This window comes from Gordonia alkaliphila (genome assembly GCF_039542465.1).
Taxonomy (GTDB): Bacteria; Actinomycetota; Actinomycetes; order Mycobacteriales; family Mycobacteriaceae; genus Gordonia; species Gordonia alkaliphila.
In genome coordinates this window covers 199,003-211,881 of the sequence record NZ_BAABIE010000003.1, presented here as the reverse complement: position 1 = coordinate 211,881, position 12,879 = coordinate 199,003, and the positions used below count along the sequence as shown (strand labels likewise).

Here is a 12,879-nt window from a genome sequence, read left to right as displayed (position 1 = left end):
GGCCGCGTGAGTCTCTGGGCGCGGCTGGCGCGGGCACCGGAACCGGACGTGCCGGTGGTGCGCGACCCGGTGGAGCGGCGCGCGCTGATCTGGGAGCTGGTGATCGTCGGGATTCTGACGTTCGGCTTCTCGGCGCTGGGCGCGCTCATCTCGCTGATCGACGCCGAGCTCAGCGGCGGCATCGCGCAGACCACGGTCGCGCTCAATCCGGAGCAGGCGCAGCTGGGCATCCTGGACCTGATCGCCCAGCTGATGCGTGCCGCCAAGCTGATGGCGATCGGCGGCCTCGGCGTCTATCTGTTGTGGCGCAGCGGGATTCGGCTGCCGCTGGTGGGGATGGCGAAGCCGTCGGGGCGTGACGTTCCGCCCGGCCTGGCCCTCGCCGCGCTGATCGGTCTGCCCGGCCTCGGCTTCGTCGCGGTGGCCCGAGTGCTCGGTCTCAACGCTCAACTGGTGGCCAGTGACACCGGCGGACCGTGGTGGCAGTACATCACCCTGGTCCTCATCGCGATCGGCAACGCGGTAGGTGAGGAAGTGATCGTGGTGGCCTATTTCCTGGTGCGGCTGCGCCAACTCGGGGTGGGGCAGAACGCGGCCCTCGCCGCCTCGGCGCTGCTGCGCGGCGGCTACCACCTGTATCAGGGTTGGGGCGGCGGCCTGGGCAACGTGGTGATGGGCCTGATCTTCGGGCGCTGGTACCAGGCCACCGCGCGACTCTGGCCGCTGATCATCGCGCACGCCACGATCGACATCGTCGCCTTCCTCGGTTACGCCCTGCTCGCCCCACAGCTCACTTGGCTCACGGGCTAGGGTCGCGGCATGGAAGAAGTTCGGATCTCCGAGCATGTGGTGCTGCTGCGCGGCACCAACGACGGCGCGTACCCGTACGGCAATCCCGTGCGTGTGCACGGCGGCGACACCACCGTGCAGATCGACTCCTCGCTGGAGGCGCCCGCCGTCGAGACCGACCTGGTGCTGCTCAGCCACTACCACGAGGACCATGTGGTGGGCCTGGGCGAGACGTCGGCGCCGGTGCAGATCCACCAGCGGGATCTGCCGGCCGTGCAGTCGTGGGCGGAGTTCTGCCGCTACATGGACTCGCCGCCCGAGGAGATGGGCGAGGAGCTGCGCCGCCAGTTCCGGTGGTCCGAGCGGCCCGACGCCACCGCGCTGCACGACGACACGGTGATCGACGTCGGCGGCGGCGTCCGTATCCGAGTGATCCCGCTGCCCGGCCACACCGGCGGGCACTGCGGCTTCTTCGTGGAACCGGACGACGTGTTCTTCCTGGCCGACGTCGACCTGTCGTCGTTCGGGCCGTTGCACGCGGATCTGGAGTCGCGGCTGTCGGACGTGCGGACCAGTCTGGCGCGCTGCGCGGAGATCGACGCCGCCGTCTACACCACCTACCACCACAAGGGCCCGTACACCGACCGGGCCGCATACCTCGCCGATCTGCGTCGGCACACCGCTGCGGTCGACGAGCGCGGTGCGCGGATCCGCGACCTCCTCGCCCAGGGCCTGACCGCGGAGCAGATGATCGGGCGCGGTGTGGTCTACCGCCTCGACGGGCGACGCCCCTGGTACGCCGACGCCGTGGAAGAAGTGATCGTGGGCCAGTACCTGGCCGAGTTCGACGAGGTCGCGCGCCGATAGCGACGACCGCGGCTATCTGGTCACGGTTGCGCCGTTACCAGCGATTATGCCGATTCCTGGTGGACAATTCTCGATATGAACACACGGCGCGCAGGGGCCTGGCTGGTGGCGGCCACGGTTGCCGCGGCGGTGCTGACCGGCTGCGGTGACGACGCGGACTCCTCGTCGTCGACCACGAGCTCGCAGTCCGTCGTGAGCGTGACGGTCACCGAGACGGCGTCCCCGACGAACGGGGGACCGGCGAACGATGCCTCTACTGCCCAGACTCCGAATCCCCAGACTCAGACTTCCCAGAGTCCGATCACCGGCACCTTGCCCGTGCAGCACGACGCGTCGACGAACGCGCGGCTCACCGTGACCGATGTCCGGGTGGGCGGCCACGACGGCTTCGACCGCGTGGTCTTCGAATTCGGCGGCGTCGGGACGCCGGGGTGGCGGGTGCAGTTCACCGACGATCCGCGGCAGGACGGCAGCAGTGATCCGGTGATCGTGCCGGGCCGCGCCGTCATCGCGGTGACCCTGATCGGCGTCGGCTATCCCGGCGATACGGGCGTGGCCGAGTACAGCGGACCGAACCCGGTGGCCGGGGTCGGCGGGATCACGCAGGTGAACCTGGAGGGCGTCTTCGAGGGACAGCAGCTGGCGTTCATCGGCGTGAGCGCCGCGCAGCCCGCCGTGGCGGTGAGCGCGTTGAGCAGCCCGACGCGACTGGTCATCGACATCGCGCGGTAACCGGGCAGGTCAGTCGCCGACGACGCCGTCCGCGACCAGTGCGTCGATCTCGTCGGGGGAACAACCCATCGACGCCAATACGGTGCGGGTGTCCGCGCCGAGCGCGGGCACGGCGCCCATCGGTGCCTCGAAATCGGCGAAGGTGGCCGGCGGCAGCAGCGCTTCGACGGCCGCGTGTTCGGTGTCGACGGTGCGCCAGCGATCGCGGGCACGCAGCTGTGGATGTTCGACGGCGGTGCCGACGTCCTTGATCGCCGCCGCGGGCACGCCGGTGTCGGCCAGGCGGGCACTGAGGTCGGCGGCGGTCCACTCCACGGTGAGGGCGGCGACCACGGCATCGCACTCATCGCGATGGCGGACCCGGTCGATGTTGGTGGCGAAGCGGGGATCGTCGATGAGGTCGGGCCGCCCGAGGACGTCGGACATCAGTGCGCGCCAGCCATTGTCGCTCTGCACGCCGATGAGGATCTCGCCGTCGGAGGTGGGGTAGGAGTCGTACGGCGCGATGGAGACGTGCCCGACGCCCATCCGCGGCGGTTCGGCGCCGGTGTGCATCCGGCTGTACATCGGGTAGCCCATCCACTCGAGTGTCGCTTCGAGCATCGACACCTCGATCTGTGCGCCCTCGCCCGTGCGTTCCCGGCGCAGTAGTGCGGCCAAAACCGCTTGGGCGCAATACATTCCGGACGCGATGTCGGCGGTGGGGATACCGGTCTTGACGGCCGACTCCGGGGTGCCGGTGATCGAGATGAGGCCGGCCTCGGCCTGCACCAGCATGTCGTAGGCCTTGCGCTGCGCGTACGGTCCGCCGTCCCCGTACCCGGACAGATCCACCGTGATCAGCGCGGGGCGGGCGGCCCGCAACGCGGCCGCGCCCAGGCCGAGGCGTGCGGCGGCGCCGGGGGCCAGATTCTGGACGAAGACGTCGGCGTCGTCGATCAACCGGCGCACCAGCGCCCGGCCGTCGTCCGACTTCAGGTCGACGGCGACGGACTCCTTACCGCGGTTGAGCCACACGAAGTGGGCACCGGTGCCCGCGACGAAGTCGTCGTAGCCGCGGGCCAGATCGCCGCCGTCGGGACGTTCCACCTTGATCACCCGCGCGCCGAGATCGGCCAGCTGCCGGGTGGCGAGCGGGGCGGCCACCGCCTGCTCCACGGACACCACGGTGAAGCCCTCCAGCGGCGGCGTCACTCAGCCCTCGGCCGCGGCCGTGCGCTCGGCGCGGAGCTCGTGACCCTTCGAGGTGAGGCAGCGGCCCGACTCCAGGTCCCACTGCCAGCCGTGCAGGTTGCAGGTCAGCTTGCCGCCCTCGATCACGCCGAACTTGCTCAGGTCGGCCTTCAGGTGCGGGCAGCGGCGCTGAATGGTCCAGCCGTCCAGGTCCACCGAGGCGTCGTCGTCGTGCGCCTCGGCGAACCAGCCGTCGGCGTAGGCGATGCGCTCGTCGGTGAGGCACTTGAAGAACGTGTAGAGGAACTCGTTGTAGCCGCCGATGCGCCAGGTGGTGAAACGCGTGGACAGGAAGATGGTGTTGACCCAGTCCGGCTCGTTGTCGCGGAGCACCGTGCGCACCAGTTCCGGGGCGATGCGGAAGCCGTAGCGGTACTTGCCGTCGCCGTCCTCGCGCATCCGGACGGTGCGCTGCGGGAAGTCGAGGACGAAAGTCTCCTCGCCGACCACCAGACCCACCGGGTAGCCGATGCCGTCGCAGATCAGGTCCGACTGCGCCATGATCGGCTCGAACAGCGCCTTGAGCTGCGGCAGCAGCGGGTCGCCGTCGGGCGCCGCCCAGGTGGCCTTCTCCGCGGCGATGATCGGCGCGAACTTGGCCTTCATCTTCTCGAGGTAGCCGGCCTTGTGCTCGCCGAAGACCTGCTCGGGCGGGTACGGGTGGTCGATCTCCACCAGATCCGAGCCGCGGAACTGCGCCGCCGAACCGGACACCATCATCAGGCCGCGATGGCGCTCGCCGTCGTCGGTCCCGTGCGTCACCATCTGCTCCAGGAACTCGGCCTGGTCCGGGAAGATACTGGCCTGGTCCGATTCGCTGCCGGTGTTGAAGTCGTTGAGCACGAACAGGTCGTCGTCGAGGAACATCGGCGGACCGGCCGACGGCACCACCCAGGTGGCGCCGACCTGCTCGATGTAGCTGCGCGCCCGGTCCATGCCGCGCTGGCGCTTCTGCTTGGCGAAGTTGGCCTTCGACTTGCGGGGGATGTCGTAGACCATCGGGTACCAGATGGCGCCCGAGTACTGGAGCAGGTGCACGTCGACGTGCCCGAACGCCTCCTCGACCACGTCGAGGTCCACCGGCCGGGCGTCGTTCATGTTGAACACGACGGTCTCGCCGTCGTCGATCAGGATGCCGGAGTCGCCGATGGGGCCGTCGGCCGGTGCGCGCAGCGCGATGATCATGATGTCCAGGTCGCCCTTGGGGCCGCTGACCTTGTGCTTCACCGAGTCGGTGGTCTCGACGAACTTGTGGAAGCCCAGCCGCTCCAGGTCGCGTCGCAGATCCGGCACCGGGTAGTCCGGCAGGAGGACGGTGGCGTCCTTGTTGACGTTCTCGATCAGGTTGCGCTCGTCGTAGTGATCACGGTGCAGGTGCGAGACGTACAGGTAGTCGCAGTCGCCGAGGGCCTTCCAGTCCAGTTCGGTGTTGTCCGGGAACGGGATCCACGAGGCGAAGTACGCCGGGTTGACCCACGGATCGCAGAGGATGGATCCGGCCGCGGTCTCGATGTGGAAGCCGGCATGGCCGATGCTGGTGATCTGCACGGTGGGAGGACCTTTCGGATAGTGCAAGGCTGTGCCTTCAGCCTATCCGGGCGCGATGACGCCGCGCCCGGGACTAAGGTCCGCGCACCGCCGCCCGTCCTGTGATTCCGCGCGCATCGGCGGTGGCCGAGTAGCCGGATCGACGGTAAAGGTGGAACGAGAACGTCGTCGAGGGAAGCGGGAAACCGATGGGTGTGCTGGACGCGTTGCTCGACCGTTCGGTGATTCCGGGCTACTCGAGCCTGGGGTTCCGGCTGCGTGCCGCGGGGTGGTCCGTCGACGACCCCGCGCCGGGCAGCCTGACCGGTCGCACCGTGGTGGTGACCGGGGCGACGTCGGGCATCGGCGCGGCGATCGCCGAGGGCGCGGTGGCCCTCGGTGCACACGCGATCCTGGTGGGCCGACGCCGCGCGCGGGCCGACGCGGTCGCGGCTGGCATCGTCGAACGATTCCCCGGCGCGCGGGTGAGCGTGGAACCGGGCGACGTGTCCGCCGCCGAGCAGGTCCGCGACCTCGCCGCCCGCCTGGCCGAGTACCCGGTGGACGCGCTGGTGCACAACGCCGGCGTGCTGCCGCCCGAACGCACCGCGTCGGCCGACGGCCACGAACTCTCGCTGGCCACGCACGTGCTCGGGCCGATCGCGCTCACCGAGTTGCTGCTGCCGCAGCTCGCGCAGAGCGCCGATGCGCGGGTGGTCTTCATGTCGTCGGGTGGGATGTACACCGCGGAACTGCCGGTCGACGACGTCGACTACCGGCGCGGCGAGTACCGCGGGGCCCGGGCCTACGCCCGATCCAAACGCGTCCAGACGGCGCTGGTGCCGTTCCTGGCCGATCGCTGGGGCCCGGCCGGGGTGATGGTCGCGGGCATGCATCCGGGCTGGGTCGACACCCCCGGCGTCGACGATGCGCTGCCCCGCTTCGCGAGGTTCGCGGGACCGCTGCTGCGCAGCCCGGTGCAGGGCGCGGACACCGCGGTCTGGCTCCTCGCGATCGACCCCGTCCCGCCCACCGGCGGATTCTGGCACGACCGACGGCAGCGCCCCGAGCACTATCTGGATGGAACGCGATTCGACGAGACCGCGCGCCGCCGCGTCGCGGAGCAGATGCGCACGATGGTGGAGGAGGAGTACCTCCGATGATCCGCATGAGCCGTGAGGTGCGGACCGCGGCGTCGGCCACGAGACCGACCTCTCGACTATCGCGTCACCCGGGCGGGGCCGACGGACTGACCGCCGCCTTGGCGGAGCTCGACCCCGCGTAGGCCGCGCGAAAAAAAACTTCTCTCCCGCACCCATCCGGCCTGCGCGCCGATCCGAATGACCCATGTCACTGCTGACGGCGCCGACGAACCCGCCGGCGCCTTGGACTAGGGAGTTTGAGAGATATGGGTACACGCAGCACCATGACCAAAGCGGCCGTCCTCGGCTGCTCGCTCGCCGTCGCCGCGGCCATGACCGCCTGTTCGAGCGACGACTCGTCGACCGCGTCGTCGACCAGCACCATGACCACCGGGATGATGGCCGACATGGCCACGTCCGACATGACGACCCCGGCCGACGCAGCGATGGCCGGACTGATCGGCTCCGGCTGCGCCGCCTACGCGCAGCAGGTGCCCACCGGCCCGGGGTCGCTCGATCAGATGGCGACCGAGAAGCTCGGCGTCGCCGTCGGGAACAACCCGATGCTCACCTCGCTCGCGGCGGCCGTGTCCGGCCAGCTCAACCCCGATGTGAACCTCGTCGACACGCTCAACAGCGGTGAGTTCACCGTCTTCGCACCCGTCGACGCGGCGTTCGAGAAGGTGCCGGCCGCCACCCTCGACATGCTCAAGACCGACGCGCCCGCCCTCACTTCGCTGCTGACCTACCACGTGGTGTCGGGTCAAGCCGGGCCCGACATGGTGGCCGGCGAACACCAGACGGTGGAGGGCAGCATGCTCACCGTGACCGGCAGCGGCGATGACACCAAGGTCAACGGCGCGAGTGTCATCTGCGGCGGCGTGAAGACGGCGAATGCGACCGTCTACCTGATCGACCAGGTGCTGATGCCGCCGACCGACGAGAACTGACCGCGGAATCGACGATCTGATCGACGACGGTGCGCGGCCTCGACGCCGCGCACCGTCGTCGTCCCTCACTCACCGAAAGGCACCCCATCATGCGCATCGCTCGTCGAACCCTCACGTCCGCTCTGCTCGCCGTGACACTGCTGTCCGGTGCCGGCGTCGGCACCGCGGCCGCCGGCCCGAAGCCGGTGCCGAAGGTGGAGCTCGACCGGTATCTGGGGACGTGGCGTCAGCTCGCCGCGGTGCCGGCGCCGTTCAATCTCGTGTGCGCCCGCGACACCAAGGCCGAGTACTCGCTCGCCGGGAACGGCGAAGTGCGCGTGCAGAATTCGTGCACCACCTGGGCCGGCACCCCCAACACCATCACCGGTCGGGCGAAGGTCCTGGACCGTGCCACCGGCGCCCAACTCCGCGTCCGGTTTCCGGGCGTCCCGAACTGGGGAGAGTCGGAGACGGTGCCCAACTACATCGTGGTGGGTCTGGACCCGGACTATTCGTGGGCGGTGGTGACCGATCCGAGTCGCCGGTCGGGCTTCGTGCTCTCCCGCACGCCGGCCCTTGATCGCAGCCAGTGGAAGTCGGTCCGCGCGGCGATCGCGCGGGCCGGGCAGTCGGACTGCACCTACCTCACCTCGCCCACCACCGGCGGGCTCAGTGAGATCGTGCCGCTCTGCACCAGGTCGCGGTAGAGCCCGTTTCCCTGGACTAGCCGACGAGGTCGGGGATCGAGAAGGTCAGGCCTTGCCCAGCTGGTGGCCGAGGCATTCGGTGAGCGTCGGACGGCGGAAACGGTGCCCGCATTCGTGCAGGATCGCGGGGAACACGGCCTGATCGGCGAGGGCCAGTTCGCGCGCGCCCTGGCGGCCCAACAGCAGCTGCGGGCCGAACTCGGGGACCCGGAGCAGTGCGGGACGACGGAGTACGTGCGCCAGCGTGTCGGCGTACTCGTTGGCACTGGCCGGCTGCGGGGCAACGGCGTTCACCGGGCCGCGGAGACCGTCGTCGTACAGGGCGCGGTGATAGACGTCGATCAGATCGTCGAGGTCGATCCACGACAGGACCTGGTGGCCGCCCCCGAGCGGTCCGCCCAGCCCGGCCGCGAAGATCGGCCGCTGCAGTCCCAGGGTGCCGCCCAGCGGACTCTGCACGATTCCGGTGCGCACCTGCACGGTGCGCAGCCCGGCCGTGGCGGCCGGGGCGGTGGCCTCCTCCCACTGCTGCACGATGTGTGCCAGGAAGTCGTCGCCGGCCGCGGCCTGTTCGTCGAGTTCCTCGCCGGGACGGGCGTGACCGTAGAAGCCGATCGCGGAAGCACTGACGAACACCACTCCGGTGCGGGCGGCGGCGAGCTCGGCCAGCCGCCGCGTGGGCCCGACGCGACTGTCTCGGATCGCCGCCTTGTGCCGATCGGTGAAACGACCGGCGATCGGTGCTCCGGCCAGATGGATCACGGCGTCGACCCCGGTCAGCAGGTCGGCGGCGGGCGCGTCCGGGTTCCAGGTTCGCTCGTCGGGGCCGTTCGCCGGTCGCCGCACCAGCCGGATCACCCGGTGCCCGCCGGTGGTCAGGAAGGCGCACAGCTGGGTGCCCACCAGGCCCGACGCCCCGGTCACCGCGATGACCCGGGGCTCGAGGCCGGCGTCGCGCGCCTGCGCGTGTCGGGCGAGGTCGTCGGCCACCTGGCGGTGCCGGAACCGGAACGTCGAGCGCAGGGCTGCGCCCGGGACCACCGTGGTGACCCGATCGGTCATCCGCGTCCGCTCGCCGGGTTCCGGAAGGAACTCGTGCTCGTGGCGCCAGCCGCCGGACAGCGCTGCGGGAGCCGTGCGCGCATCGACGGTGATCCGCTCGTCGACGAAGCGGTGCGGGGGCCGATGGTCGTCGGCCCGATGCTGCGCACACCAGCGCAGCCCACCCGGCAGACCCAGCAGTGCCCGGCCGTCGGCCAACGACGACGACTCGGTTAGTGCGCGCATCGGCTGCCACGGCGGCAGCAGACGGTGCAGTGCGCCGGGCCGCGCGTGCCAGGCGAAGACCTCCTCGCACGGCGCGTCGACGGTGCTCGAATACGTGATGCTCATCGTCGGACATCCTCTCGTTGGCGCGGTGGGTGCACAGGGCATTCGGAACCGCGAGCCGCGCGGATGGGACGGACCCATCCGGCTGGGTGTCGGCGCCGAATGCCTTCGCGTGATGGAACACAGCTTGGCATCGTCATCGGGTCGGATCGCCGTGATCGGCAGCGGCGTCGCGGGTCTGACCTCAGCGTTTCTCCTGTCCCAGCGCCACGAGGTGACGCTGCTGGAAGCCGACGACCGGCTGGGCGGACACGCGCACACGCAGACGGTCGTCGCCCCGGACGGCGCGGACGTGGCCGTCGACACCGCCTTTCTCGTGCACAACGACCGGACCTATCCCACCCTGCTCCGACTCTTCGAGCACCTCGGCGTGGCCACCGGGGACACCGACATGTCGATGTCGGTCCGGTCCGAGTTCACCGGCCTGGAGTACGCGGGAGCGCTCGGTGCCGCCGGGCTGTTTCCGACGTGGCGCAACCTGACGCGCGGCCGCTATCTCTGGATGCTCGCGGAGGTGAAGCGCTTCCACCGGCTCGCGCAGGCGGTGCTCGACGATCCCGGCGACGACGAGCCGCTCGGGGTGTTCGTCGAGCGGGCCCGCCTGTCCCGCTACTTCCGCGACAACTTCTTGTACCCCCTGGTCGCGGCCGTGTGGTCGTGCGACGCCGACACGGCCGAGCAGTATCCGGCGCGCTACCTGTTCGAGTTCCTCGCCCACCACGGCATGCTGTCGGTCTTCGGTTCGCCGCAGTGGCGGACGGTGACCGGTGGATCGCAGGTCTACGTCGAGGCGGTGGCCGCGCGGGTCCGCGCGCGGGGCGGGCGCATCGCGTGCAGCACGCCGGTGACGGGGCTGCGCGAAGTCGGCGGCGGCGTGGAGCTGACGGCGGCGGGGGAGCGGTGCACCTTCGACGCCGCCGTGGTGGCGACCCACTCCGGTCAGGCGCTGGCGTTGCTCGCCTCGCCGTCGGACCTGCAGACGCAGGTGCTGGGCGACCTGCGTTACGCCGCGAAGCCGGCCGTGCTGCACACGGACCAGACGCTGCTGCCGCGAGCGCGGCGGGCGCGGGCATCTTGGAACTACCAGATCCGCGACGACGGTTCCGAGGTCGCCGTGACCTACGACCTCACTCGGCTCATGCGCCTGCCGCACGGCCCGGAGGCCCCGGGGCGGCCGCGCTACCTGGTCACCATGGGGCGGACCGACCTCGTCGACCCGGCGACGGTGCTCGCGTCGATGACCTACGAGCACCCGGTGTACGACACGACGTCGGTCGCGGCGCAGCGGCGATTGCCGGACATCGATACCTCGGCGATCGTCTTCGCCGGCGCCTACCACGGGTGGGGCTTCCACGAAGACGGCGCCGCGTCCGGGGAGCGGGCCGCTCGCCGGTTCGGCGGGGTCTGGCCGGACGAGCCGACTCTCGGACGGACGGAGGTGTCCCGATGACCGCCCCGGTGCCGTCGCTGGTCTACACCCGGATCCGACATGCGCGCCGGGAACCGGTGGACCATCGGTTCGCGCATTCGAGCCTGAGCTGGCTGGTCGACGCCGACCGCCTCCCCGTGCTGCCGCGCGGACTGCGCTGGACCGCCCGCTTCCGGGCCGACGACCACTTCCCGCAGGCGAGCACGCCGGGCGCGACGCTGCGGCAGCGGCTCGACGAGTACCTCGCCGCGACGGGTGAACGCGCCGTCGACGGGCCGGTCACCGCGCTGCTGTCGCCGCGAGTGGCCGGGTACGTGTTCAATCCGCTGTCGGTGTTCTGGTGCCACGACAGTTCCGGCGCTCTGCGCTGCGTGGTGGCCGAAGTGCACAACACCTACGGCCAGCGGCACTGCTACCTCGTTCACACCGACGACGCCGGCCGCGCCGCGGTGGACAAGGAGTTCTACGTCTCCCCGTTCAACGACGTCTCCGGCCGCTATCGCCTGCTGCTCCCCGAACCGGACGCCGACGGACGCGTGCACGTGGCGATCACGCTGGAGCGCCCCGGGCAGCCGCCGTTCACCGCCACCTTGCGCGGCGTCGCGCAGCCGGCCACGACTGCCGCCGTCCTGCGTGCCCAACTCCGCGCGCCGCTCGCCCCGTGGCTGGTCTCGCTGCGCATCCGGATCCACGGCGTCCGGCTGTGGGCCCGCGGGCTCCGCGTACAGCCCCGACCCGAAGTCCCGACGACCCCGACCACCCCGACCACCCCGAGAGGACAGACCCGATGACGATCAACGACTGCTGCAACCACGCCGAGGTCCGCGTCGATCCGGCGCGGTGGCCGGACGTCGCCGCACCCCGGGGCGGGCGGCTGCGCGCCCTGGCCGCGGCACGGCTCTTCGCAACGGCGACCCGCCGTCTCCCGGTGTCCATCGAATACCCGCGGGCGCGTCGAGACCGAACCCGGTCGGGCTCCCCGCGTTCGGGAGAAGTGCTGCCGCGCATGATCATTCGCGACCCGCAGGCCCTCTATCAGCGGATCGGATCGGACGGTCTGATCGGTTTCGGCGAAGCGTTCATGGCCGGCGACTGGACCACCGACGATCTGGTGGGCGTGCTCACACCGTTCGCCGAGCGCGTCGCCGACCTGGTGCCCGCGCCCCTGCAGAAACTGCGTTCGCTGGTGCTGCCCGGACACCCGGACGGCGAACGCAACACCGTCGCGAACACCCGGTCGAACATCGCGCGCCACTACGACCTGTCCAACGACCTGTTCGGCGCCTTCCTCGACGAGACCCTCAGCTATTCGAGCGCCTACTTCGGCACCGACGCGGCGGCCGATACGGCGACCTGGGGCGATCTGGCCGATGCCCAGCGCGCGAAGATCGACCGCCTCCTGGACCAGGCCGAGGTGGGGCCGGGCACCCGCCTGCTCGAGATCGGCACCGGGTGGGGAGAGCTGTGCCTGCGCGCGGCCGAACGCGGGGCCCGGGTGCGGTCGCTGACGCTCTCCAGCGAGCAGCGCGACCTGGCGCGCACCCGCATCGCCGCCGCGGGCTACGCCGAGCAGGTCCGCGTCGACCTGCTCGACTATCGGCTGGTCGACGGCGAGTACGACGCCGTGGTCTCGGTGGAGATGCTCGAGGCGGTCGGCCGCGAATACTGGCCGGAGTACTTCCAGACCGTGCAGCGGGTCCTCGCGCCCGGCGGGAAGGCGGCCATCCAGGTGATCACCATGCCGCACGACCGCATGCTGGCCTCCGGATCGACGTACACCTGGGTGCACAAGTACATCTTCCCGGGCGGACAGCTGCCGTCGATCGAGGCCCTGCGCGACGTCGTCGCCACCGAAACGGATCTGACGATGACCGATGAACTCGCGATGGGACGCCACTATGCGCGAACCCTGCGGCTGTGGCGCGAACGCTTCCTCGCCCAGTCCGTGACGATCGGCCGGCTGGGCTTCGACGCCGTCTTCGAGCGGATGTGGACCTTCTATCTGGCCTACTCGGAGGCGGGCTTCCGCTCCGGCTACTTGGACGTCTACCAGCTGCGACTGGACAAGCCGGCGACGCGCGGCGGGCCGGGTTAATCATGACCGCCGTGCTCGGTCCGGATAGGCTGGGGTGCAC

At 70.5% G+C, this 12,879-nt stretch carries 12 protein-coding genes; 9 read left to right on the top strand and 3 right to left on the bottom strand.

Annotated elements, in window-relative coordinates; translation table 11 throughout:
• Positions 1-6: 6 nt before the first annotated feature.
• From ABD989_RS04810 to ABD989_RS04800, 3 genes are all read left to right on the top strand, one after another.
• Positions 7-810: a CPBP family intramembrane glutamic endopeptidase gene (locus ABD989_RS04810; protein WP_246993333.1), complete on the top strand. Its 804-nt coding sequence runs from the start codon at positions 7-9 to the stop codon at positions 808-810.
• A 9-nt stretch (positions 811-819) separates the two neighbouring features.
• Positions 820-1,656, top strand: a complete 837-nt coding sequence (locus ABD989_RS04805) for an MBL fold metallo-hydrolase (RefSeq protein WP_246993335.1) — start codon at positions 820-822, stop codon at positions 1,654-1,656.
• Positions 1,657-1,731: 75 nt separating this feature from the next.
• The gene (locus ABD989_RS04800; RefSeq protein WP_345312620.1) at positions 1,732-2,388 is read left to right on the top strand and encodes an AMIN-like domain-containing (lipo)protein; all 657 of its coding nucleotides are present in this window, start codon (positions 1,732-1,734) and stop codon (positions 2,386-2,388) included.
• Positions 2,389-2,397: 9 nt separating this feature from the next.
• Here the strand turns inward: ABD989_RS04800 and ABD989_RS04795 are convergent, their stop codons facing one another.
• Positions 2,398-3,582 carry a CaiB/BaiF CoA transferase family protein gene (locus ABD989_RS04795; RefSeq protein ID WP_345312619.1) on the bottom strand — a complete coding sequence of 395 codons (1,185 nt, stop codon included), beginning with the start codon at positions 3,580-3,582 and terminating at the stop codon, positions 2,398-2,400.
• Positions 3,583-5,169 carry a Rieske 2Fe-2S domain-containing protein gene (locus ABD989_RS04790; protein WP_345312618.1) on the bottom strand — a complete coding sequence of 529 codons (1,587 nt, stop codon included), beginning with the start codon at positions 5,167-5,169 and terminating at the stop codon, positions 3,583-3,585.
• A 188-nt stretch (positions 5,170-5,357) separates the two neighbouring features.
• Here ABD989_RS04790 and ABD989_RS04785 point away from each other — a divergent pair, with 188 nt between their 5' ends.
• The 3 genes from ABD989_RS04785 to ABD989_RS04775 all read left to right on the top strand — a co-directional run bounded on the left by ABD989_RS04785 (position 5,358) and on the right by ABD989_RS04775 (position 7,926).
• On the top strand, positions 5,358-6,311 hold the full coding sequence (locus tag ABD989_RS04785) for an SDR family NAD(P)-dependent oxidoreductase (protein ID WP_345312617.1): 954 nt from the start codon (positions 5,358-5,360) through the stop codon (positions 6,309-6,311).
• A gap of 245 nt (positions 6,312-6,556) precedes the next feature.
• On the top strand, positions 6,557-7,240 hold the full coding sequence (locus ABD989_RS04780; RefSeq protein WP_345312616.1) for a fasciclin domain-containing protein: 684 nt from the start codon (positions 6,557-6,559) through the stop codon (positions 7,238-7,240).
• 89 nt (positions 7,241-7,329) lie between these two features.
• Positions 7,330-7,926, top strand: a complete 597-nt coding sequence (locus ABD989_RS04775) for a lipocalin family protein (protein ID WP_345312615.1) — start codon at positions 7,330-7,332, stop codon at positions 7,924-7,926.
• Positions 7,927-7,971: 45 nt separating this feature from the next.
• On the opposite strand, the gene ABD989_RS04770 is transcribed toward ABD989_RS04775, so the two are convergent.
• Positions 7,972-9,318: a TIGR01777 family oxidoreductase gene (locus ABD989_RS04770; RefSeq protein WP_345312614.1), complete on the bottom strand. Its 1,347-nt coding sequence runs from the start codon at positions 9,316-9,318 to the stop codon at positions 7,972-7,974.
• A gap of 112 nt (positions 9,319-9,430) precedes the next feature.
• Here ABD989_RS04770 and ABD989_RS04765 point away from each other — a divergent pair, with 112 nt between their 5' ends.
• The 3 genes from ABD989_RS04765 to ABD989_RS04755 are packed head-to-tail and all read left to right on the top strand — an operon-like array spanning position 9,431 to position 12,839.
• The gene (locus ABD989_RS04765) at positions 9,431-10,765 is read left to right on the top strand and encodes an NAD(P)/FAD-dependent oxidoreductase (RefSeq protein ID WP_345312720.1); all 1,335 of its coding nucleotides are present in this window, start codon (positions 9,431-9,433) and stop codon (positions 10,763-10,765) included.
• Entirely contained in the window at positions 10,762-11,535 is a 774-nt protein-coding gene (locus ABD989_RS04760) for a DUF1365 domain-containing protein (protein ID WP_345312613.1), read from the top strand. Before ABD989_RS04765 ends, ABD989_RS04760 begins: the two co-directional genes overlap by 4 nt.
• Positions 11,532-12,839 (top strand): class I SAM-dependent methyltransferase, encoded by a 1,308-nt coding sequence (locus ABD989_RS04755; protein WP_345312612.1) that lies wholly within the window; start codon positions 11,532-11,534, stop codon positions 12,837-12,839. Before ABD989_RS04760 ends, ABD989_RS04755 begins: the two co-directional genes overlap by 4 nt.
• Positions 12,840-12,879: the final 40 nt, after the last annotated feature.